Here is a 22,816-nt window from a genome sequence, read left to right as displayed (position 1 = left end):
AGCGCCCTTCTACAGCCAGCGTTCGCGCATCAGCGCCAGCATTTGCGCGGCCGAGCGGCCCCGGTGGCTGTGGGCGTTTTTCACCTCCACGGGCAGCTCGGCAAAGGTCTTGCCGAACTCGGGGATGAACATCACGGGGTCGAAGCCAAAGCCATTGCTGCCCCGGGGTTCGGTGGTGATCTCGCCGACCACGCGGCCCACGGCAATCAGCGGCTCCGGGTCTTGCGGGCTGCGCACGGCGACCAGGGTGCTGACCATGGCGGCGCGGCGGTTGGTCACGCCTTGCAGCTGCTCCAGCAAGGCACGCACGTTGTTGTCATCGCTTTTCTCGTAGCCGAACTGGGTGCAGTAGTAAGCGGTGTCCACGCCGGGCAGGCCGCCAAAGGCATCCACGCACATGCCGGCATCGTCGGCCAGCGCGGGCAGGCCTGTGTGCTCCGACGCAAACCGTGCCTTGGCCAGGGCGTTTTCGACAAAGGTGCGGAAGGGCTCCTCGGCCTCGCCCACGCCCAGATCGGCTTGGCGCACCAGCTCCACGCCCAGGGGCGCAAACATGGCCTGCAATTCGGCCAGCTTGCCGCGGTTGTTGGATGCTAGAACAATTTTCATGGTCAAAACGGCCACAAGCGCCAGTGGAATATGCGCCAGCAGCTATCAATTAAGGAGTATTTTGCAACGCCTGCTGCTGCAGCTGCACCAGTTGGGCAATGCCCTGTTCGGCCAGGCCCAGCAGCTGGTCCATCTCGGCGCGGGTAAAGGCCACGCCCTCGGCCGTGCCCTGCACCTCCACATAGTGGCCCGCGCCGGTCATCACCACGTTCATGTCGGTGTCGCAATCCACGTCTTCCACGTATTCCAGGTCCAGCAGCGGCGTGCCCTGCACGATGCCGACCGAGATCGCCGCCACGGGTTGCAGCAGGGGCGACTGGGTGATCTTGCCGCTGGCCAGCAGCTGGTTGACCGCATCTTGCGCCGCCACCCAGGCACCAGTGATGGCAGCGGTGCGCGTGCCACCATCGGCCTGGATCACATCACAGTCGAGCTGGATGGTGCGCTCGCCGAGCAGCTTCAGATCAAACACGGCGCGCAGGCTGCGGCCAATCAGGCGCTGAATCTCTTGCGTGCGGCCTGTCTGCTTGCCCCGTGCGGCCTCGCGGTCGCTGCGGGTGTGGGTGGCGCGCGGCAGCATGCCGTATTCGGCCGTGACCCAGCCTTCGCCACTGCCGCGTTTGTGCGGAGGCACGCGTTCTTCCACCGACGCGGTGCAGAGCACCTTGGTGTTGCCAAACTCGATCAGCACCGAGCCCTCGGCGTGCATGGTGTAGTGGCGCGTGATGCGCACAGGGCGCAGTTGGTTGGCGGCGCGGTTGCCGGTGCGGGTGAATGTGGTCATGGTTCTTGGGGGTTCAAAAAATGCCTTCCATGCGTCGCCCAAAGCGCACGCCAGAAAACGGAACGTTTCAACTGACAGGCATCAGCCCAATGCACGAGGCTGCGCAGCCCCGGCCGGGCCCATCACGTCCGTCAGGCTTTGCGGGCCGCAGAGCGGCGAATCGCCTCGTTGATTTCGGCAATCGAGCGCTCGATGGCCGCATCGTCCAGGTCATCCACCAGCCCATCGAGCGGACCGGCCTGGATGGTGGAGGCGAACACGTCGTCGCTGATGCTGTCGGTGGACACGCCTTGGGTGGACTCGAACGCATCCGGCGTCTCCCACTCCAGGGCCACCACCGTCACGTTGTCACTGCTGTCCCCGGCTTTGCGCAAGGCGTCTTCCACCAGCTCGGGCACGGCATGCGATACGGTGTTGCGGCCCAGCTGCTTGGCGATTTCGTCGTCGCTGAGCGTGCCCCACAGGCCATCAGAGCACAACAGGATGCGGTCACCCTGCTCCAGGTACACCGGGCCGGTGATGTCGTAGATGGGCTTGGTGGGCGAGCCCAGGCAGGTGAACAACACGTTGCGGTTGATGCGCTCCAGCCCGGGCGGCGGCGTGTTGCGCAGTTCCATGTACGAGTGGTCCCTCGTACGGGTCAGCAGGTCGCCATCGCGCACCATGTACAGGCGCGAATCGCCGCAGTGGATCCAGGTGGCGGTACCGGCCTGCAACACCGCCGCAACCAGGGTGGTGCGCGGTGTGTCGAGCATGCCTTTTTCTGTGGCGTAGCGCAGGATCTGGTGGTGCGCCGCGAGCAACGCGCCGGACAGGAACTCCTGCACATCCTTGAGCTGGGGCTTGGCCTGGCGCTGGAACAACGCCGAGATGGTCTGCAGCGCGATCTGCGCAGCCACTTCGCCCTCGGGGTGGCCGCCCATGCCATCAGCCAACACAAACAGGCCCGATTCGCGCGTGTAGCAATAGCCCATGCGGTCTTCGTTCTTCTCGCGGCCGCCGCGGCGGCTGATCTGGAATACCGAGAACTTCATAAGGACTCACGCAAACGAGGATGCACCGGGGCGCCATCCATGGACACATGCCTCGCCCGAACCTGCATCGCGTGCGCCTGGTTCATTTGGGCTTGGCTCCGATTCCGGTGGCTTCACCCACCTTCTGCACATTCTTCTTGGTGTCAGACACCAGGGTGTCGAGCTGCAACCGCATCTTCTCGGCCACGGTGAGCTTGGTGTAGCGGCGCTCCCCTTCGCGGCTGAGCTCCTTTTGCAAGGCGAACACCGACTGGGGACGGGACAGCGGGTCAAGCGCCATGCACCACTCCACCACCTCGATCAGGTTGTCGGAATACACACCGCGCAGCTTGGTCAAGGCCAGCGACAGGCGGTCCTTGTCCACACGCTGCGGCGCCTCGTTGGGCGGGAAGCCCTGCATGCAGGCGTAGATACAGGCGCCGATGGCGTAGATATCCGTCCACGGCCCCATCTGCGAGTCGCGCCGGTACATCTCGGGCGCTGCAAAGCCGGGGGTGTACATGGGGCGGATGAAATTGCCTTCCTTGCTCAGCACTTCACGCGCAGCGCCGAAGTCGATCATCACGGCCTTGTTGTCGTCGGTGATGAAGATGTTGGCGGGCTTGATGTCCAGGTGCAGCATCTTGTGCTGGTGCACGATGCGCAGGCCGCGCAGCACCTCGTCGAACAGCGAGCGGATGGTGGACTCGCGGAACACCTTCTGGGTCTTGAGGTCGCGGGCGGTGATGATGAAGTCCTGCAGGGTCGCGCCCTCCAGGTAGTTCATCACCATGTAGACGGTTTCGTTCTCGCGGAAGAAATTGAGCACGCTCACCACGGAGGCGTGCGAAATCTGCGCCAGCGAGCGGCCCTCTTCAAAAAAGCTCTTGAGCCCCAGGCGGTACAGCGAGAGTTTTTCGGGCGGCACCTTGGGCAGAAGCTCGCCGGGAGCGCGGGTCGCGAGGGATGAGGGAAGGTATTCCTTGATGGCGACCTGCTGGCCTTCGGCGTCGAGGGCCAGATAGACCACTCCAAAACCACCGGAGGACAACCGGCGCACCACACGGTAGCCGCCAATTGCGGTATCGGGCGGCAAGGGGGCCGGTTTGATTTTTGACATATTTTGCGAAGATGATTCGGGGGTAAGGCGGAACCCGGATAATCGCCGGATCGCAAGCAACCATCAAAAAGTCCAATGGCAGTTTACAGCATGACCGGATACGCCAGCGCACAGCATGGCGCATCTGCCACTGGCGCTGAAACCGACGCCCGCGCCCCCCAGACGCGCAGGCTGGGACTGGAAATCCGATCCGTCAACAGCCGCTTTCTGGACCTGTCGTTCCGTCTGCCCGACGAGCTGCGCGCCATGGAGCCCACGCTGCGCGCACTGCTCACAGCGCGCCTGAAGCGCGGCAAGGTCGAAGTGCGCGCGGCCCTCGACAGCGACGATGGCAACAGCCTGCAAGACCCACCCGCAAGGCTGCTGCAGCGCCTGAACTCTCTGCAAGACTCCGTCCGGGCCTGGCTGCCCAGCGCCGCACCCCTTACTGTGGCGGACGCCTTGCGCCTGTGCGCCAACGCACACTCGGGCAGCGAAGACTGGAGCGAGGCCGTGCCCGCCCTGGCCGAAGAAGCCCTGACCGCCTTGCTGGCCGCACGGGAGCGCGAAGGCAAGCGCTTGGCGACCATGCTGCTGGATCGCGTCAAGCAGCTACGGGCCTTGGCCGAACAGGCCGTTCCCATGGTGCCGCTGCTGGTGGAGCAGCAACGCCAGCGCTTCATGGAGCGCTGGAAAGAGGCGATGGCCCTCACCGATGGCTCCACGCTGCCCGAGGCCGCCCGCGATCGCGCGTTGACCGAAGCCACCGCCTTTGCCATCCGTATCGATGTGGCCGAAGAGATCACTCGGCTGGATTCGCACCTGGACGAGATTGAGCGCCTGCTGAAAAAAGGCGGCGAGGTGGGCAAACGCCTCGACTTTCTGATCCAGGAGCTGCACCGCGAAGCCAATACCCTGGGCTCCAAATCTGCCGCGCTCGACCTCACCCGCATCAGCGTGGACATGAAGGTGCTGATCGAGCAGATGCGCGAGCAAGTGCAAAATATCGAATAACACTCATTTTTTGATAGCGTCTGGCGCACATCAACCATGGACTATCCTGGAAATCTCATCGTAGTGGCAGCCCCCAGTGGTGCCGGCAAGTCCAGCCTGGTCAAGGCACTGCTGGAGCTGGATTCGCACGTTCACCTCTCGGTCTCACACACCACCCGCGCACCGCGCGGCCAGGAGAAACACGGCCGCGACTACTACTTCGCGTCGCAATCTGAGTTTGACGCGATGGTGCAGAGCAATGCCTTCGTGGAGTGGGCGCATGTGCACGGCAATCGTTACGGCACCTCCAAGAAAGCCATCGAAGAGCGCATTGCCCAGGGCTCGGATGTGATCCTGGAGATCGACTTCCAGGGTGCACTGCAGATCAGGGAGGCCTTCGCCAACGCCGTGCTGGTCTTCATCCTGCCGCCCAGCTGGGAAGAGCTGCGCTCTCGCCTGGAGCGGCGCGGCGAAGACACACCAGAGGTGATCGAGGTCCGCCTCAAGAATGCGGCCGAAGAGATGGCGCAGGTCAGCAAATTCGACTTCGTTATAATCAACGAGTTGTTTGAGCGCGCGCTTTTCGACCTGAAAGCCGTAGTTCACGCCCAGCGACTCAAGTACGCCGCCCAGCGCCGCGCCCGTGCTGACACCTTCCAGTCGCTCAATATCACCTGAATCCCCGGAGTAAACGATGGCACGCATCACCGTAGAAGACTGTCTGGAAAAGATCCCCAACCGCTTCCAGCTCGTGCTGGCCGCCACGTACCGCGCTCGCATGCTGAGCCAGGGCCACGCTCCCCGCATTGAAAGCCGCAACAAGCCGGCAGTGACCGCCCTGCGTGAGATCGCCGAAGGCAAAGTGGGCTTGGAGATGCTCAAGAAGGTTCCCGGTTGAACGTTTTTCTGGGCAAAGCCCATCCAAAAGCACCGCGCCAGCGGTGCTTTTTTTTGCCCAAAAGTCCTCTGGCGCTGTCCCGCGCTACATTTAAGGCATGAACGCGGTGCTCAACTCACCTTCTGCAACGCAGCCCCGGCCCGGTGAACCGGCCCCGACAGGCAATCTTTCGGCAGCCGCTGCGGCCGCCAATGCGGCTGCGGCCAGCTTCGCCGCACTGACCGACAGCCTGGACTACCTGGACGCCACCAGCATCGAACAGGTGCGCCAGGCGTACCGCTTTGCCGACGAAGCCCACCTGGGGCAATTGCGTAACAGTGGCGAGCCTTACATCACCCACCCCATTGCGGTCGCCGCACAGTGCGCGGCCTGGAAGCTTGACGCCCAGGCGCTGATGGCGGCGCTGCTGCACGACGCGATGGAAGACTGTGGTGTGACCAAGGCCGACCTGATCGACCGGTTTGGCGCCCCCGTGGCCGAGCTGGTGGACGGCCTCACCAAGCTGGACAAGCTCCAGTTCAACACCCGCGAAGAGAACCAGGCCGAGTCGTTTCGCAAAATGCTGCTGGCCATGGCGCGGGATGTGCGCGTCATCCTCATCAAACTGGCCGACCGCACCCACAACATGCGCACGCTGTCGGACATGCCGCGCAGCAAATGGGGCCGCATCTCGTCCGAGACGCTGGAAATCTATGCCCCTATTGCCCACCGCCTCGGCCTGAACCAGACCTATCGCGAACTGCAGGATCTGGCCTTCCGGCACCTGCACCCCTGGCGCTACGCCACGCTGGCCAAAGCGGTCAACAAATCCCGCAACCGCCGACGCGATCTGGTTCAAAAAGTGCAGGCTGAAGTGGATGCTGCGTTCTCCAAGATCGGCATGAAGGTGCGCCTGGCTGGGCGCGAGAAAACGCTGTACGCCATCTATCAAAAGATGGACCTCAAGCACCTGAGCTTTGCCCAGGTGACGGACATCTACGGCTTTCGGGTCATTGTGCCTACCGTGACCGATTGCTACACGGCGCTGGGTGTTTTGCACCAGATGTACAAGCCAGTGCCCGGTAAGTTCAAAGACCACATCGCGATTGCCAAACTCAACGGCTACCAGTCGCTGCACACCACGCTGGTTGGCCCCTCGGGCGTGAACATCGAGTTCCAGATGCGCACCGACGAGATGCATGTGATTGCCGAAGCCGGCGTGGCAGCGCACTGGCTGTACAAGGCCCAGGACGGAGAAGGCACTGCCGCTGAGCGCCTGGGAACCAAGTGGCTGCAGTCCCTGCTGGACATCCAGAACGAAACGCGGGATGCGGCGGAGTTCTGGGACCACGTCAAGGTGGACCTCTTTCCCGATGCGGTGTATGTCTTCACTCCCAAGAGCCAGATCATGGCCTTGCCGCGTGGTGCCACGGTAGTGGATTTCGCCTACGCGATTCACAGCAACGTGGGCGACCGTACCACCGCCGCGAAAATCAATAACGAGCAGGTCCCGCTGCGCACGGAACTGAAAAACGGTGACGTGGTCGAGATCATTACTGCCCCGGTCTCCACACCCAACCCTGCGTGGCTGGGTTTTGTACGCACAGGTCGCGCGCGATCCAAGATCCGTCATTACCTCAAAACCTTGGCCCAAACCGAGTCCGAAGGGCTGGGCGAAAAGCTGTTGACGCAGGCGATTCGCGCGGAAGGCCTCGAACAACTGCCCCCCGTCAACCCCGAGACCCAACCGCTGTGGGACAAACTGCTGCGCTTTACCGGCAACCGCACGCGCAGCGAGCTGATGACCGACCTGGGTCTGGGCAAACGCATTGCCAGCATCGTCGCCAAACGGCTCATGGTGTTGATGTCAGAGCATGGCCACCGTCCGGACGCCCTGCTCATGACCCGTGAGCGCTACACATCCCACGAAAACCTGTCGCAAGGGGCTGTCACGCTGGACGGTAGCGAGAATGCTTCCGTGCAATACGCCACCTGCTGCCGCCCCGTGCCAGGCGACAGCATCGTTGGTTATCTGGGCCGCGGCGAGGGGCTGGTCGTGCACAACGCACATTGCAGTGTTGCCAAACGGCTTCAGCATAAAGACAGCGAACGGTTCATTGCCGTGGACTGGTCGGACGAGCCCACACGCATGTTCGAAACGGGCGTGGTCGTCACTGTGAACAACGGCAAGGGGGTGCTGGCGCGCGTGGCGGCAGAGCTTGCCAACTCAGAGGCCGATATCACCCATGTAGATATGGACGATGAGGCAGCCCTGGACACCACGGATTTGCGGTTCATCGTGGCGGTTCGCGACCAAGCCCACCTCGAGCTGGCATTGCGCAACCTGCGGCGCACGCAGGCGGTGCTGCGCGCGGCAAGAATCACGCCGCAGCCCTGACACCTCCGCACGGAGCATCAAGCTCTGGGCTTTCCGCAACTGGCACACGGGCCGCCGCTTGTGCGCAAACAGGCTATGTGGCGGCGCTCCGAGGTGGGTACTGCACCTCCACCACCTCCAAATGGCGCACCCCACCCGGCGTGGGCAGCTGTACCTCATCCCCAACGCGAGCCTTCAACAGAGCCCGCGCCACGGGCGAAATCCAGCTGACTTGACCCATACGACTGTCCGCCTCGTCGATGCCCATGATGGTGATTGTGCGTTCACCGTCCTCGTCGTCGGAGTAGGTGACGGTGGCCCCAAAGAAGACCTGTTCACTGCCCGCATGCAAACTGGGGTCCACCACCTCGGCGATCTCGAGCCGCTTGGTCAAAAAACGGATGCGCCGATCAATTTCGCGCAGGCGCTTCTTGCCATAGAGGTAGTCGCCGTTTTCAGACCGATCTCCGTTGCTGGCCGCCCAGTGCACCACATCCACAATCTTGGGCCGCTCGTTGTCAATGAGATTCAAAAGCTCTGCCCTCAGGCGTGCATAGCCTGAGGGCGTGATGTAGTTTTTGCCACCCGGCGGCAAAGGAGGCAGTGCCAATCCTTCGTCATCGTCAGCGCTATCGGTTTCCTTGGTAAAAGCCTTGCTCATCGCCAGAACTCTCCAATCAGCGCAAAGCGCTTGGACAAATGAAAAAGCCTGCAATCTTGCGATTGCAGGCTTTAAACATTGGTGCGGCTGGCAGGAATCGAACCCACGACCCCTTGGTTCGTAGCCAAGTACTCTATCCAGCTGAGCTACAGCCGCTAAGCTTCGAATTATAGCATGATTTCTTGGCGACCCTTGAAATTTGCTTTTTTCTGATTGCTTTCCTGAGTCAGGCGCTGCAAACAGTCAGTCAATTCAACGCAAGCCGAGATTGTAACGCACGATGAAGGCTCCAAAAACAAACTGAGCGATTTGGATCACAAAACACGTCATTTGTTGATGGGTCCACCCTGCAAGCAAGGGTGGTAGGGCGTGTTGGACTTGAACCAACGACCAAAGGATTATGAGTCCTCTGCTCTAACCAACTGAGCTAACGCCCCCAGCCGTGCTCCAGCGCTATACAACGGGTCAAGCGCCGTATTGTAGGGGCTTACTTGCGGTGGCTGAGTGCGTTGGACACCAACTTGGAAGTGATATCCACGATCTGGATCATGCGGTCGTATGGCATGCGCGTAGGACCAATCACACCCAAAGTCCCCACCACCTTGCCGTCCACCTCATAAGGGGAGCTGACGATCGAGAGCTCTTCAAAAGGCACAACCTGGCTCTCGCCGCCGATGTAGATGCGCACCCCTTCGGCTTGGCTGGAGATATCCAGAAGGCGAAGAATCTGCGTCTTCTGCTCGAACAAGTCGAATGCCCTGCGCAGGTTACCCATGTCGCTGGAGAAATCACTGACGGAGAGCAGGTTGCGCTCGCCAGAAATTACCACCTCGTCCTGCGCCTCGGACAGCGCCTCCGAACCTACGTTGACTGCCGCCTGCATAAGCGATGCAATCTCTCCGCGCAGCACATCGACCTCGGACTTCAAACGCTCTCGCACCTGCTCCATCGCGAGTCCGGCATAGTGGGCATTCAGAAAATTGGAAGCTTCAACCAGTTGCGACTGGGAGTGATCCACCTCGGTGAAGATCACACGATTCTGTACGTCACCTTCCGGCGACACGATGATGACGAGAAAGCGCTTTTCAGATAGTCGTAGGAACTCTATGTGGCGAAATACTGAGGTGCGCCGAGGTGCCATCACCACACCGACGAACTGGGAGAGGTTGGACAGCAGCTGTGCGGCGTTGGCGATGACCTTTTGGGGTTGCTCCGGAGCCAACTGCGCCGGCATGACCGCCTCGCGCTGCACCGTCAGCATTGTGTCCACAAACAAGCGGTATCCACGCGCGGTGGGAATGCGGCCTGCGGAGGTATGTGGACTTGCAATCAGCCCCAGCTCTTCGAGGTCCGCCATAACGTTTCGAATCGTGGCGGGAGACAAATCCAGGCCAGACGCACGAGAAAGCGTCCGCGATCCCACGGGCTGCCCATCAGCGATGTAACGCTCGACCAGGGCTTTGAGCAACAACTTGGCACGGTCATCGAGCATGGAATGATTTTAATGATGTAATTTCGTGATGACGTCCAATTTCCGCCATGTCGCACTTATAGGCAAGTACCAGACTTCAGCCGCAGGCGCCTCCGGTGACGGCTCACGCAGGGCTTTGGAAGACATTGCACATTTCTTGGAGCGCCAGGGATGTGAGGTTGCGCTGGAAGCAGAAACCGCCAGCAATACCGGACTGACACACTATCCATCTTTGAATGTAGACCAGATCGGTGCGCGGTGCGATCTGGGCCTGGTGGTCGGGGGTGATGGGACGATGCTGGGCATCGGTCGCCGCCTGGCGCGCTTTGGAACGCCACTGATCGGCATCAACCAGGGCCGACTGGGCTTCATCACCGATATCCCTTTCGACACCTATCAGACCACACTGCCGCCCATGCTTCGAGGGGCCTATGAAGAAGACCAGCGGCCATTGATGCACGCTACCGTGGTTCGCGATGAGCGTGTGGTGTTTGAAGCCCTGGCCATGAACGATGTGGTCGTCAACCGTGGAGCAACTTCGGGCATGGTGGAGCTGCGCGTGGAAGTGGGTGGACAGTTTGTGGCCAACCAGAGGGCCGACGGTCTCATCATTGCATCCCCGACCGGATCGACAGCCTATTCGCTGTCCGCAGGAGGCCCGATGCTTCATCCCTCCATCCCAGGCTGGGTGCTGGTTCCTATCGCACCGCATACGCTGTCCAACCGCCCCATCGTGCTCTCCGATGCGACGGAAGTGGCCGTGGAAGTGGTGAGCGGCCGCGATGTCAGCGCAAACTTCGACATGCAGTCTCTCGCATCCTTACTGCATGGTGACCGCATCCTCGTCAAACGGTCGGAACACCGTGTACGGTTTTTACACCCGCAGGGCTGGAACTACTTCGCGACACTGCGCAAGAAGCTGCGCTGGAATGAAGGGGGCTACTGACCATGGCGTTGCGGCAGATTACCCTGCGCGATTTCGTGATCGTACAAACGCTGGAACTGGATTTGCGCAATGGCTTCACCGTGTTGACCGGGGAGACAGGTGCAGGAAAGTCCATTCTGATCGACGCATTGCAACTGGCCTTGGGGGCGCGTGCAGATGCGGGCGTGGTGCGAGAGGGATGCAGTAAGACCGATATTTGCGCGGAATTTGACTGCCCCGCGCACGCCCGCCCCTGGCTGGATGAAGGAGGGTTTGAAGCCGATGACCGGTTGCTGCTGCGCCGTACCGTCGACGCGCAGGGCAAGAGCCGCGCGTGGATCAATGGCACCCCTGCTACAGCCTCCCAGTTGCGCTCGCTGGGCGAGATGCTTGTCGACATCCACGGTCAGCACGCGTGGCAAAGCCTGACCCGACCAGAGTCGGTGCGAGGCTTGCTTGACGCTTTCGCCGGTGTGAACACCCGGGATACAGCATCCCGCTGGGCGCAATGGCGGGCGGACCTCAAGGCATTGCAACAGGCGCGCGCCGCGCAAGCCACACTGCAGCAAGAGCGCGAGCGCCTGCAGTGGCAAATCAGCGAAGTGGACAAGCTGGGGCCCGGTGATGACGAGTGGGATGAGCTCGACACCCAACACAAACGCCTGTCCCATGCACAGGCCCTGCTGGACGGAGCGCAGGGGACGCTTCAGGCCTTGCAGGAAGACGAAGGTGGAGCTGTTTCCGCTCTGACCCGCGCGCATGCCCTTCTGCAAGCCCAGGAACATATTGAGCCAGAATTCGCCAATCTGGCCGATATCCTCGCGTCGAGCCTGGCGCAGACGACCGATGTAGTGCACTCGCTGCACAGCTACCTGCGCCATGCCGACATCGATCCGCAACGGTTGACAGAGCTGGACGAGCGCATGTCCCAGTGGATGGGACTGGCACGCCGGTACAAACGCCCTCCTGCAGAGCTCCCTGCGCTGCTCAAGGACTGGAAAGCATCCCTGCACGAGCTTGATGCCGCCTCCGACCTTGACAGACTGCAAGCCAGCGAGTCGGCCAGCGCCAAGGCATACCAGGCAGCAGCGCGCACGCTTTCTATGGCCCGCGCCAAAGCGGCCCCCAAACTCTCAGCCTCCATCTCTCAGGCCATGCAGGGACTCGGCATGGAGGGTGGCAAATTTGAGGTATCGGTGAGCAAAGCTTCAGAGCCCTCACCCGATGGGATTGACGATGTCGTGTTCCTGGTTGCAGGGCACCCCGGCATGACACCCAAGCCCGTCGGCAAGGTCGCATCGGGCGGCGAGCTGTCTCGCATTTCGCTCGCCATTGCGGTCACAACCAGCGAGTTGGGAGCAGCGCCTACGCTCATTTTTGACGAGGTGGACTCCGGCGTGGGTGGAGCAGTCGCCGAAACCGTAGGAAGGCTGATGCAACAGCTGGGTCGAGATCGGCAAGTGCTGGCGGTGACCCACCTGCCGCAAGTGGCAGCCTGTGCGCATCACCACCTCAAGGTGGCGAAAAACAAGAGCGCTCAGGGCACAACCAGCACGGTTCTGGTTATGCAGCAAGATGAACGAGTGGCAGAGATCGCTCGCATGCTGGGTGGCGAGCGCGCTACCGAGACCACACTGGCGCACGCGCGCGAAATGCTGGGCACTGCTGTTCCGACGTTGGCCAGAGCGCCAGCCCCACCTTCCAATTCCTCTATCTCCTCTACCGCCGCGAGGAAACGCTGATGGCTCTTGAGATCGTTGTCATCACAGGCATGTCGGGATCTGGAAAATCCGTCGCCTTGCACGCACTGGAAGATGCTGGCTACTACTGCGTAGACAACCTGCCACCCGAACTGCTGCCAGCCTTTGTAGCGCTGGAACACAAACACCATGGCAATCGCGTAGCCATTGCAGTGGATGTCCGCAGCGCCACCTCGCTGCACCAGGTGCCTCAGGAATTGAGCCGTTTGCGCATCCAGGGCGTGGCCGTGAAATCCCTTTTTCTTGACGCCACGATTGACACCCTGGTGCGGCGTTTCTCCGAAACGCGCCGCCGCCATCCCTTGTCGCACGACGATCTTCAACAAGGGCGCAGGGCGTTGGTCCAGATCATTGAACTGGAGCGGGAGTTGTTGGCAGAGCTGCGCGAACAGTCGCACGTGATCGACACCAGCACCATCCGCGCCTCTCAGTTGCAAAGTTATGTCAAAGGCCTGATGTCCACGGCGCAAGGGCAGTTGACCTTGGTGTTCCAGTCATTTGCGTTCAAACGCGGCATTCCCATGGACGCCGACTACGTCTTCGACGTGCGCATGCTGCCCAACCCGCACTATGAGACGGCCCTTCGAGACCTCACAGGACTGGACCAGCCGGTGGCCGACTTTCTGGACCTGCAACCGGACGTGGCTCTGATGCGTGCGCACATTGAACAGTTTCTGGCGCACTGGCTGGATGTGCTGGACCGCAACCACCGAAGCTACGTCACGGTAGCCATCGGTTGCACGGGCGGACAACACCGCTCCGTCTACTTGGTCGAAAGACTGGCCCAGGCTTTCAGTGACCGGTGGACTGCACTGAAGCGCCACCGCGAACTGGACGGGCGCTGACTCTTCCGCTGGCGCCCGATTGCTACGCGCCAACCTGCGCGCAGCACGAGTAACGGGATCTGGGCGCTGGCGAAGGCGGCACAGCCACTCGGTAGCACGACTTGCGCATTCACCACAGCGTCGATTGCGTGGTGTCCAGCAACTTGCGAATGGGCGCCGGCAACCCCACCGAGGGCCATTGGTCTGGCCCCAGCCACTCCCCCTCTTTTGCCAGAGCGATCATCCCGTTGGCCTGTATCAACAGGGGATGAAGGTGCAGGTCCCGGTGCGTCAGCACATGTACGAAGGGCTGCAGCTCTTGTTGCACGACTTGCTCATTGCCACCCAAGCTATTCACAAAAGTATCCCGGGACTCGATGTCAGGGAAGACGGGCACGCAGTGCATTCCCGCCCAGATCCCTGTTGGAGGGCGGCGCTGCAGCCAGATGCGGCCCTGGCCATCGCGCAGGATCGCCAATTGCCAGGATTCGGCCCGGCGTGACAGTTTCCGGGTTCTGACGGGATAGCGTTCAGCATTGCCTTGCTTGAAAGCGACGCAATCGCTCGCCAAAGGACAATCGGAGCATTTTGGAGCGCGAGGCGTGCACAGGGATGCCCCCAAGTCCATCAAGCCCTGGGTGTAACGGGGCATCGCCACATCGAGATCGCGCACAGGCAACAGCGCATCGGCATGCTCCCATAGAAGGCGCTCGTTCTTGGCAGAGGCCAGATCTTTGTCGAAGCCCAGCAGCCGCGTCAGGACCCTACGCACATTGGCATCCAGAATGGGTACGCGCTCTGAAAAACAGAACGATGCAATGGCGCCGGCGGTCGAACGCCCGATGCCCGGCAAAGACGCTAGCACCGACGCCGTTCGCGGGAAGGCACCATCATGGTCAGTCATGATCTGCTGGGCGCAGCGATGGAGATTGCGTGCACGGCTGTAGTAACCCAAACCACTCCACAAGCCCAGAACTTCGTCCTGAGGGGCTGCCGCCAGGGCGCTCACATCAGGAAACCGGTCCAGAAAGCGCGTGTAGTAGTCCAGCACGGTGGTGACCTGGGTTTGCTGCAGCATGATCTCCGACAGCCATACCCGGTAGGGATCTCGGGTCTGCTGCCAGGGCAGATGGTTGCGTCCATGTACAGCCTGCCAAGCGACTACCCGCTCGGCCACACCCTCTCGGGATTCAGCACTCATGCAGAAACCGGATGCGCGTCAGTCAATGCGGGTGTAGCCCCTGGCAGAGCCACCAACTTAGAGGTGAGCTCGTGGAGCTTGCGCTCCAGCTGTCCAAGCTCTTCCTCGCCAGCCTCGATCTCCGAGATTCGTTCCACCAACCCGCTGGCAGCCTGTTGGATGCGGTCTACCGCCTCCATGCGACGAGCGAAGCTGCGCCGCCGCTCCCGCAGCTGCGCGTCCAATTGCGCGGTGGCGGATTTGCTCCACAGTTCCAGGTCGTTGGCGGCCGACTCATAGACCGTACGCAACCGCATCGCCAAAGCGCGCACCAAGCGCTCGGCAAACTCGGGTTGCGCCAGCTTGAGCGCATTGCCCATGCCCAGGTACTGCAAATGGCTCTGCTCGATTTGGTGCAGGTCCTGCGCAAAATGCTCCAGCTGTGGCGGCGTAGGCACCTGCAAGGAAAAACCAAACTCGGCATTCAGCTGCCGGAAGGTCCCGCTCAGCATGGCCTGGATCTCGGTTCCAGAGGCTTGCGCTTTGTCCAAGGTGCCTCGCAGCTTGTCAAAGGTCTGGACGTATATCTTCTTGACGCCGAGCTTGAGCCCTTTTTGCTGCAGCGTCTGGGCCAGCTCGGCCAGCTCTGCCTTGAGAGCCTTGGCTCCCAGCTGTTGGAACACATCACGCAGCAACTTGAGATGAACCGCGCGAACCGCCTGAATCTTGGCGGTACTGAGGTCGAATTCACGCTGCTCCTGCTCTATGCGATGGCGCATGGATTCGATCACCGATGCATTCTTGCCCCGCAGGCTGCGAAGCTCTGCCATCTGGTCATCGAGGTCCCGCCGCCGAATGTTGATGACACGCGACGTTTCAGTGCGCAGGCTCGCCACGCCCGTGGCCACAGCAGCTCGCAATATGGACTGGCGCCTGCCCATGATGCCTTTGGCCAGGGCCTCCTCCAGCGCGGGGAGTCCACTGGTTTCCAGCAATACGTCATCCGCGGTGATCTTGGCGACCAAGCCCTTTTGGGCCGATACCGGCACCACACGATCCAGGGACACACCAAGCATCTCCGCCGAGGTCGCGCACTGCCGCTCCATCTGAGACTGGACCTGCTCGGCGGTGTTGAGCGTGTCCCAGAGCGTATCGATCTTGTTCAACACCACCAAACGCGCTTCCACGCTCTCTGGTGAGATGGCCAGGTGCTCACGCCAGATCGAGAGGTCCGAGCGCGTCACACCGGTATCAGCGCTCAGGATGAACACTACCGCGTGTGCCTGGGGAATGAGGTTGACGGTCAACTCCGGCTCCGCACCCACAGCGTTCAGGCCGGGCGTGTCCAGAATCACCAGCCCTTGCTTCAAAAGAGGGTGCGGGATATTGATGATGGCGTGGCGCCACATGGGCACCTCCACCATGCCCTGCGCATCGGGCACAGGATTCTCGTCCGTCAGATCGTCATGCCAAAAACCCAGCGCACGCGCGTTGTCCAAACTGACCTTGCGCACCTCCGCCACTTTTTCGAGGGCTTTGGCAATCTGGTCCGCGTTGCCGACGTCCAGGGGGATCTCGTGCCAGCGGTCTGACTTGACGCGCCACTCCGCCAGACTCTGCATCTGAAGCCGGGTTTCAATCGGTAGCAGCCGCAAGCTGGGCGCCACATTGGCGTCGTAACCCAGCTCGGTGGGACACATGGTCGTGCGGCCTGCGCTGGCAGGCATGATGCGGCGGCCGTAGTCAGCAAAAAAGATCGCATTGATCAGCTCTGACTTGCCGCGCGAAAACTCCGCCACAAACGCCACCATGACCTTGTCGCTGCGTACCTGCTCCTCCAGGCGTTGTAGGCGCTCTTGCACCGCTGCGTCCATGAGGTCATGCGTGGCCATCCAATCGGCCAGCCGCTTGAGCTGCTGGGCGAACTCCCGTCGCCAGACGCCATGCTGGTCAAACTGTTCGTTGAATGAAGGTCCCACTTTGCTCCCAGAGATCTATGGATGGCCCGCGAGGCAGGTATATACAAAATATAGCATCGACCGTCCGCCCGCTGTCACAAACCGCTGATCGGACTGTCGGCACCTAGGGGCGCTGACACTGCCGGCAGAAGTAAGTGCTTCTTTGTCCCTGGCGAATCAGCTCGATGGCTGTACCACATGCATGGCATGGCTGACCATCGCGGCCATACACGTTCGCTGCCGTCTGAAAGTGGCCCGCCATTCCGTCGGCATTCGAAAAGTCGCGCAGTGTGCTCCCCCCCATTTCTACAGCGCGGGCCAGCACCGAACGAATGGCCTGATGCAGCTTGTGGACCCGGGCAGCGCCGATGCGGGAAGCCACCGTAGTGGGACGGATGCCTGACAGGAAAAGCACCTCGGAGGCATAGATATTCCCCACCCCTACCACCAAGCGTCCCGCCAGAAGCAATTGCTTGATGGGCATCCGGCTTTTCTTGAGTCCCGCCTGAAAAGTCGGGAGCAGAAACTCCTCTGACAAGGGCTCCATGCCCAACCCACCCAACAACTTGGCGGCCACGGGCGAATCCTCTGATGGCGCATAGACCACCGCGCCAAATCGGCGTGGGTCGTGCAGGCGCAGCGTGCCCCGGTGGGTGACGAGGTCAAAGTGGTCATGCGGGCCCGCTTCCGGCATGTCAGCAGCAAACCGCAGGCTGCCGGACATGCCCAGATGCAGAAGCAGCAGGCCTTGCTCCATATCCAGCAACAGGTACTTGCCCCGCCGGCGCACTCCGACCACTTGCTGACCCACCAGCAATTGCGGGTCACAACCCAGAGGCCATCGCAAGGACTTGCCCATCACCACCGCTTCGATCCGGGCTCCAGTGATCGCGTTAGCAAAACTGCGCCGCGTCACTTCCACTTCAGGCAACTCAGGCATACAAACAACCGGGCAACGGCTTAACAGGCATGGATTATTATGGCCCGATGGTGTTATCCCACAGCTTTCGTACCGTCGCCTTGGCCACTGTGATTGCGGCCGCCGCCCACTCTGCCTGGGCCCAAAAGCCCGCCGGCGAAAGCCCTCCCCCGAGCGAGTCCTCCTCTCCAGTGGCGTCCAACCCCGCGCTGGACGCAGAGCTGTTCTACGAAATCTTCCTGGGCGAGATCAGTGCGCGCACCGGGGACCCCGGTGCCGGCTACGCATTCATGCTGGAGGCCGCGCGCCGTAGTGCGGATGGTCAGCTTTACCAACGCGCCGCTGACATTGCCTTGCAGTCACGATCGGGCGAATACGCCCTGGCTGCCGCCAGAGCCTGGAAGGAAGCCTTGCCCCAGTCGCGCGAGGCCAATCAATATGTGCTGCAAATCCTGATCGCGTTGAACCGCATCGCCGAAACACCGGAATTGCTGCGCCAGGAACTCGCACAGGCCTCTCCCCGGTCCAAGGCTTCGGCGCTGGCCTCCCTGCCACAACTGTATGGACGTGCGAGCGACAAAGCGCTGGCCGCCAAAGTGGTGGAACAAGCCCTGGTCAACGAACTCACCAATCCAGCGACTGGGCCCGAGGCCTGGGTATCGCTGGGCCGCGTGAGACTTGCTGCGGGCGACAAGGCCGGCGCGCTGGACGCGGCACGCAGGGCGCAGGGCTTGGACAATGCCAGCGAAAGTGCCGCCCGGCTGGCGCTGGAGCTGATGGACGAAGGCCTGCTGGACGCGGAGCCCATCGTGACGCAAACCCTGTCCAAGCAGCCCATCCCGGACCTGCGCATGGCGTACGCCCGGGTATTGCTGGGCCTGCAGCGCTACCCAGAGGCCAGTCGCCAGCTGGAAACCGTTACGAAGGAAAAGCCAGATCTGACGGAGGCCTGGCTGGTGGCGGCCACTCTGCAATACCAAGACAACCGGCTGCCCGCTGCTGAGGCGTCGCTGCAGCGGTTCATGGAGCTTGCCTCTGCGTCCGCCGATGCCGACCTGCGGCGAAAGAGTCTCACGCAGGCGTACTTGCTGCACGCACAGATTGCCGAGAAAAAGAAAGACTTTGCGGGCGCAGAAGCCTGGCTCGCACGCATCGACAACGCAGAGGAAGTCTTTGGTGCACAGACGCGTCGCGCATCATTGCTGGCACGCCAGGGCAAGCTCGCCGAGGCACGGGCCTTGTTGCGCAGCTTGCCAGGCAATTCCCCAGAGAGCCACCGCCTGAAACTCATGGCCGAAGTACAGCTGCTGCGCGACCAACGTCTGTACCAGGAAGCTTACAAAGTACAAACGGAACTGGTGGCCATAGCTCCGGACGATGCGGAACTGGTCTACGACCAGGCCATGCTCGCCGAAAAGGCTGGCCAGCCCGACACCATGGAACAGCTGCTGCGCCAGGTGATCGCGCGCCAGCCCGACTACCACCACGCCTACAACGCCCTCGGCTATTCGCTCGCGGACCGGGGCGTGCGGCTGGACGAGGCCAAACAGCTCATCCTGAAGGCCCTGCAGTTTGCCCCCAACGACCCCTTCATCATGGACAGCCTGGGATGGGTGGAATTCCGCCTGGGCAACAAGGCCGACGCGCGCAAGCACCTCGAAGCGGCCTTCAAGGCCCGGCCCGACGTGGAGATAGCCGCACATCTGGGTGAGGTTCTCTGGAGCATGGGTGACAAGGACGGCGCAACGCGCGTCTGGAAAGAAGGACAGCGCGCCAGCCCCGACAACGACACCCTCAAAGAGACCCTGAAACGCCTCGGAGCCTCCCTCTGATGCCAAGCCTGTTTGGCAACATCGTCAGCCCACTGACCGGAACGCTTCGCCATCGATGGATGGGCTGGCTGGTGTTGTGTGCCTTGTGGCTTGCGGGCTGTGCGCAGCCAATGCCATCAGCCCCCGTGGAGGAAAACAGCTGGAACGGTCGCATCGCACTTCAGATTGACGGGCAGGCCTCGCAGTCTTTTTCTGCCATGTTTGAGCTGCGCGGCACCGCCCAGGCCGGTGGACTCGTTTTGCTCAGCCCTTTCGGCAATCGCATTGCGCAACTCGACTGGAAGGATGGGCATGCGCAACTGGTCAGCGGCCAGGACACCCGCACCTCTGATTCCCTCGACACGCTGCTCCAGGATGTGACCGGTACACGCATTCCCGTGACCGCCCTGTTTAGCTGGCTCAAGGGCACCCAGGCCAGTGCGACGGGGTGGCAAGCAGACCTCACCGGCATTGTCGACGGACGGCTGACGGCACGCCGTGACGATCCACAGCCCACCGCCACGCTGCGCATTGCGCTGACTCCCTGACGGCCAGCCCTCTGCGACGGCCAGCAGCACCGTTCGCACGGCACCACCTCGTACCACCTCCCCATGCAAGCCTTGTATGACGTGCCGGCCCCGGCCAAGCTCAATCTCTTTCTGCACATTACCGGGCGCCGTGCGGATGGCTACCACTTGCTGCAGTCCGTGTTCATGCTTGTGGACTGGTGCGACACCTTGCACTTCGAGCGCCGAGCCGATGGGTTGATTTCGCGGGAAGACCTGTCGATGGCACTGCCCGAAGTGGATCTCTCGGTTCGTGCAGCTCGCGCGCTGCAAGCAGCCACGGGCTGCAGCGAGGGTGCGCACATCAGCATCCTGAAACGCGTGCCTGCACAAGCGGGCATGGGAGGAGGCTCGTCTGATGCCGCAACCACGCTGCTCGCATTGAACCGGTTGTGGGGGCTCAACCTGCCAAGACATGCGTTGGCCAAGATCGGTTTGCAACTGGGTGCAGATGTTCCGTTTTTTTTATGCGGTCACAACGCCTGGGTGGAGGGAATTGGTGAGACAATCACGCCGCTTGAGAAAGCGCACCAGCTGCCGCAAGCGAGCTTTGTGATCGTGAAGCCCGCTGCAGGTTTGGAGACAAAAGAAATTTTTTTGTCTCCAAGTTTGAAACGCGATTCAGATAGTGCTACAATCTTAGGCTTTGCTGCAGCACACTTTGACTTCGGTCGAAACGACTTGCAGCCGGTTGCTCAGGCTCTTTGCCCGGATGTTTCGCAAGCCATTGAATGGCTCAACGATCGCGGTCTCAAAGGCAGAATGACAGGCTCAGGCAGTGCAGTGTTTGCACAGATGTCACATGCAGTCGACCTGTGCGGAGCCCCAGAGGGCTGGCAAGTGAAGGCATGTGAAAATCTGATGATTCATCCTCTGGCAGGTTGGGCATCAGGAGAAATTTAAGGTTGGTTGCCTTCGGCAATTGACCTGTGTAGGGGAGTCGCCAAGCTGGTTAAGGCACCGGATTTTGATTCCGGCATGCGAAGGTTCGAATCCTTCTTCCCCTGCCAAACGCTTTCCGCGTACGGGCTTTTATTTCAGACTGCTGGGACGCTCATGCAAGCCAACCACCCCGACTTCATGGTTTTCACCGGCAATGCCAATCCTGGCATGGCAGCTGAAATTGCCCAACACCTCGGCACCACCCTCGGTGCGGCTGACGTGGGTCGCTTCTCTGACGGTGAAGTCACCGTCGAAATCAAGCAAAACGTGCGTGCACGTGACGTTTTCGTGGTGCAGTCCACCTGCGCACCTACCAACGAAAACCTCATGGAACTGCTGATCATGGTCGATGCGCTCAAGCGTGCATCGGCTGAACGCATCAGCGCCGTGATTCCTTATTTCGGTTACGCCCGCCAGGACCGCCGCCCCCGCTCTACCCGTGTGCCGATCACGGCCAAGGTGGTGGCCAACATGCTGCAAGCCGTGGGCGTGGCCCGCGTGCTGACCATGGACCTGCACGCCGACCAGATCCAAGGGTTCTTCGACATCCCCGTGGACAACATCTACGCCTCTCCGGTGCTGCTGGGCGACCTGCGCCAGAAGAACTACGAGGACCTGATCGTCGTCTCCCCCGACGTGGGTGGCGTGGTGCGAGCCCGTGCACTGGCCAAGCAACTGGGTTGTGACCTGGCCATCATCGACAAGCGCCGCCCCAAGGCCAACGTGTCGGAAGTCATGCACGTGATCGGCGAGATCGAAGGCCGCAACTGCGTGATCATGGACGACATGATCGACACCGCCGGCACGCTGGTGAAGGCGGCCGAAGTGCTCAAGGAGCGTGGCGCCAAGAGCGTGTACGCCTACTGCACGCACCCCATTTTTTCGGGTCCTGCCATCGAACGCATCGCCAAGGGCTCGGCCCTCGATGAAGTGGTGGTGACCAACACCATCCCGCTGAGCGACAACGCCAAGGGATGTTCCAAGATCCGCCAACTCTCCGTGGCCCCGCTGATCGCCGAAACGATCCAGCGCATTGCCAAGGGTGAGTCGGTCATGAGTCTGTTCTCGGACCAGGACAACCTGTTCTAACGCGCTCCCCCGGGAGCGTTGCAGTCGGATTGCACGCAGGCCTCCTTCGGGAGGCTTGTCTGTTCGAGAGCAATGCGCAGGCCTGCCGCCACAGTGGCGTCACAGGTCTTTTTTAATCGGGATACGACTGGTCGCGGTCTGTCCTTTTCAGGAGCTAACTATGAACTTCGTCGCTTTTGAGCGCGCCAAGCAGGGTACGGGTGCGAGCCGCCGTCTGCGTAATTCGGGCAAGACGCCTGGCATCGTGTACGGTGGTGCTGCCGAACCCCAACTGATCGAGGTGGACCACAACGCTCTGTGGCACGCCCTCAAGAAGGAAGCTTTCCACTCCAGCGTGCTGGACATGGAAGTGGCTGGCACTACGTCCAAGGTCGTGCTGCGTGACGTGCAATACCACCCCTACAAGCAACTGGTGCTGCACATCGACTTCCAGCGCGTGGACGACAAGACCAAGCTGCACCTGAAGGTGCCACTGCACTACAGCGGTGCTGAAGAGTCCAACGCCGTCAAGGTGGACAAGTGCATGGTCAACCCCGTCGTGAACGAACTGGACGTGACCTGCATGCCTTCGGACCTGCCCGAATTCATCGCTGTGGACCTGTCCAAGCTGGAAAAGGGTGCTTCCCTGCACCTGAAGGACATCAAGCTGCCCAAGGGCGTGGTGGCCAAGGTCCGTGGTGGCCAGAACAACAACCCCGTGCTGGTGTCCGTGGTGCCTCCAGTCGTGGTCGTCGAGACCCCTGCTGAAGCCGCTCCTGCTGCCGATGCCAAGGGCAAGGGCAAGGGCAAGAAGTAATTCGCCGGTCAACGACCTCGATCACTTCACCCGGTCAACCCGCTTTGCGGTGTTGACCACGAAACGGCCCACCTTGCGTGGGCCGTTTTCATTGGTGTGGCGCACTTTGCACGCCGCACCTCTCTCTCGCCGACTGCATCCTCAGGCAGCGGCAGCAATGCC

Annotated in this window: 21 protein-coding genes and 3 tRNA genes; 13 read left to right on the top strand and 11 right to left on the bottom strand. The window is 61.4% G+C overall.

The features are described 5' to 3' along the window. Positions 1–9: 9 nt before the first annotated feature. From rdgB to ACODSU_RS06045, 4 genes are all read right to left on the bottom strand, one after another. A complete protein-coding gene (gene rdgB / locus ACODSU_RS06060; protein WP_056641312.1) occupies positions 10–609 on the bottom strand; it encodes an RdgB/HAM1 family non-canonical purine NTP pyrophosphatase in 600 nt (199 codons plus the stop codon). 49 nt (positions 610–658) lie between these two features. Then, on the bottom strand, positions 659–1,393 hold the full coding sequence (gene rph / locus ACODSU_RS06055; RefSeq protein WP_015012789.1) for a ribonuclease PH: 735 nt from the start codon (positions 1,391–1,393) through the stop codon (positions 659–661). A gap of 131 nt (positions 1,394–1,524) precedes the next feature. Then, complete coding sequence (locus ACODSU_RS06050) at positions 1,525–2,427, bottom strand: PP2C family protein-serine/threonine phosphatase (RefSeq protein ID WP_015012788.1); 903 nt, start codon at positions 2,425–2,427, stop codon at positions 1,525–1,527. Positions 2,428–2,509: 82 nt separating this feature from the next. Further along, complete coding sequence (locus ACODSU_RS06045; protein WP_015012787.1) at positions 2,510–3,526, bottom strand: serine/threonine protein kinase; 1,017 nt, start codon at positions 3,524–3,526, stop codon at positions 2,510–2,512. A 75-nt stretch (positions 3,527–3,601) separates the two neighbouring features. On the opposite strand from ACODSU_RS06045, the gene ACODSU_RS06040 reads away from it, so the two are divergent. The 4 genes from ACODSU_RS06040 (at position 3,602) to ACODSU_RS06025 (ending at position 7,773) form a co-directional block, all read left to right on the top strand. After that, the gene (locus tag ACODSU_RS06040; protein ID WP_110959660.1) at positions 3,602–4,519 is read left to right on the top strand and encodes a YicC/YloC family endoribonuclease; all 918 of its coding nucleotides are present in this window, start codon (positions 3,602–3,604) and stop codon (positions 4,517–4,519) included. 36 nt (positions 4,520–4,555) lie between these two features. Further along, a complete protein-coding gene (gene gmk, locus ACODSU_RS06035; protein ID WP_015012785.1) occupies positions 4,556–5,176 on the top strand; it encodes a guanylate kinase in 621 nt (206 codons plus the stop codon). A gap of 16 nt (positions 5,177–5,192) precedes the next feature. Further along, positions 5,193–5,396, top strand: coding sequence for a DNA-directed RNA polymerase subunit omega (rpoZ, locus tag ACODSU_RS06030; protein WP_005794722.1), 204 nt, complete (start codon positions 5,193–5,195; stop codon positions 5,394–5,396). Positions 5,397–5,493: 97 nt separating this feature from the next. Further along, positions 5,494–7,773, top strand: a complete 2,280-nt coding sequence (locus tag ACODSU_RS06025; RefSeq protein ID WP_488840830.1) for a RelA/SpoT family protein — start codon at positions 5,494–5,496, stop codon at positions 7,771–7,773. A 73-nt stretch (positions 7,774–7,846) separates the two neighbouring features. On the opposite strand, the gene greB is transcribed toward ACODSU_RS06025, so the two are convergent. The 4 genes from greB to hrcA form a co-directional block, all read right to left on the bottom strand. Further along, a complete protein-coding gene (greB, locus tag ACODSU_RS06020) occupies positions 7,847–8,413 on the bottom strand; it encodes a transcription elongation factor GreB (protein ID WP_488840828.1) in 567 nt (188 codons plus the stop codon). Between the two features lie 79 nt (positions 8,414–8,492). Then, positions 8,493–8,569: transfer RNA gene (locus ACODSU_RS06015), tRNA-Arg, on the bottom strand. A 204-nt stretch (positions 8,570–8,773) separates the two neighbouring features. Further along, positions 8,774–8,850, bottom strand: a tRNA-Ile gene (locus ACODSU_RS06010). 50 nt (positions 8,851–8,900) lie between these two features. After that, positions 8,901–9,905, bottom strand: coding sequence for a heat-inducible transcriptional repressor HrcA (gene hrcA / locus ACODSU_RS06005; protein WP_488840826.1), 1,005 nt, complete (start codon positions 9,903–9,905; stop codon positions 8,901–8,903). A 28-nt stretch (positions 9,906–9,933) separates the two neighbouring features. Between hrcA and ACODSU_RS06000 the strand changes: the two genes are divergently transcribed. The 3 genes from ACODSU_RS06000 to rapZ are packed head-to-tail and all read left to right on the top strand — an operon-like array spanning position 9,934 to position 13,414. Then, positions 9,934–10,830: an NAD kinase gene (locus ACODSU_RS06000; RefSeq protein WP_488840824.1), complete on the top strand. Its 897-nt coding sequence runs from the start codon at positions 9,934–9,936 to the stop codon at positions 10,828–10,830. 2 nt (positions 10,831–10,832) lie between these two features. Further along, on the top strand, positions 10,833–12,551 hold the full coding sequence (gene recN, locus ACODSU_RS05995) for a DNA repair protein RecN (protein ID WP_488840822.1): 1,719 nt from the start codon (positions 10,833–10,835) through the stop codon (positions 12,549–12,551). Beyond that, on the top strand, positions 12,551–13,414 hold the full coding sequence (rapZ, locus tag ACODSU_RS05990; protein WP_488840820.1) for an RNase adapter RapZ: 864 nt from the start codon (positions 12,551–12,553) through the stop codon (positions 13,412–13,414). The genes recN and rapZ overlap by 1 nt, the downstream gene beginning before the upstream one ends. A 109-nt stretch (positions 13,415–13,523) precedes the next feature. Here rapZ and mutY read toward each other — a convergent pair whose 3' ends face one another. The 3 genes from mutY to mutM all read right to left on the bottom strand — a co-directional run bounded on the left by mutY (position 13,524) and on the right by mutM (position 17,471). Next, the gene (gene mutY, locus ACODSU_RS05985) at positions 13,524–14,594 is read right to left on the bottom strand and encodes an A/G-specific adenine glycosylase (RefSeq protein ID WP_488840818.1); all 1,071 of its coding nucleotides are present in this window, start codon (positions 14,592–14,594) and stop codon (positions 13,524–13,526) included. Continuing rightward, the gene (locus tag ACODSU_RS05980; RefSeq protein WP_488840816.1) at positions 14,591–16,552 is read right to left on the bottom strand and encodes a dynamin family protein; all 1,962 of its coding nucleotides are present in this window, start codon (positions 16,550–16,552) and stop codon (positions 14,591–14,593) included. The genes mutY and ACODSU_RS05980 overlap by 4 nt, the downstream gene beginning before the upstream one ends. 103 nt (positions 16,553–16,655) lie before the next feature. Continuing rightward, entirely contained in the window at positions 16,656–17,471 is an 816-nt protein-coding gene (gene mutM / locus ACODSU_RS05975) for a bifunctional DNA-formamidopyrimidine glycosylase/DNA-(apurinic or apyrimidinic site) lyase (RefSeq protein WP_060984790.1), read from the bottom strand. A 29-nt stretch (positions 17,472–17,500) separates the two neighbouring features. On the opposite strand from mutM, the gene ACODSU_RS05970 reads away from it, so the two are divergent. The 6 genes from ACODSU_RS05970 to ACODSU_RS05945 all read left to right on the top strand — a co-directional run bounded on the left by ACODSU_RS05970 (position 17,501) and on the right by ACODSU_RS05945 (position 22,654). Then, the gene (locus tag ACODSU_RS05970; protein WP_488840814.1) at positions 17,501–19,282 is read left to right on the top strand and encodes a tetratricopeptide repeat protein; all 1,782 of its coding nucleotides are present in this window, start codon (positions 17,501–17,503) and stop codon (positions 19,280–19,282) included. Beyond that, complete coding sequence (locus ACODSU_RS05965; RefSeq protein ID WP_488840812.1) at positions 19,282–19,809, top strand: lipoprotein insertase outer membrane protein LolB; 528 nt, start codon at positions 19,282–19,284, stop codon at positions 19,807–19,809. Before ACODSU_RS05970 ends, ACODSU_RS05965 begins: the two co-directional genes overlap by 1 nt. A 63-nt stretch (positions 19,810–19,872) precedes the next feature. Next, positions 19,873–20,730 (top strand): 4-(cytidine 5'-diphospho)-2-C-methyl-D-erythritol kinase, encoded by an 858-nt coding sequence (gene ispE, locus ACODSU_RS05960; RefSeq protein WP_488840810.1) that lies wholly within the window; start codon positions 19,873–19,875, stop codon positions 20,728–20,730. A gap of 30 nt (positions 20,731–20,760) precedes the next feature. Then, positions 20,761–20,837: transfer RNA gene (locus ACODSU_RS05955), tRNA-Gln, on the top strand. Between the two features lie 46 nt (positions 20,838–20,883). Continuing rightward, on the top strand, positions 20,884–21,858 hold the full coding sequence (locus ACODSU_RS05950) for a ribose-phosphate pyrophosphokinase (protein WP_488840808.1): 975 nt from the start codon (positions 20,884–20,886) through the stop codon (positions 21,856–21,858). A 160-nt stretch (positions 21,859–22,018) separates the two neighbouring features. Continuing rightward, entirely contained in the window at positions 22,019–22,654 is a 636-nt protein-coding gene (locus ACODSU_RS05945) for a 50S ribosomal protein L25/general stress protein Ctc (RefSeq protein ID WP_295937496.1), read from the top strand. Positions 22,655–22,816: the final 162 nt, after the last annotated feature.

Source organism: Acidovorax sp. FG48, assembly GCF_057809085.1.
The sequence above is the reverse complement of the archived record's forward strand: the minus strand, read 5'-3'. Positions and strand labels throughout refer to the sequence as shown.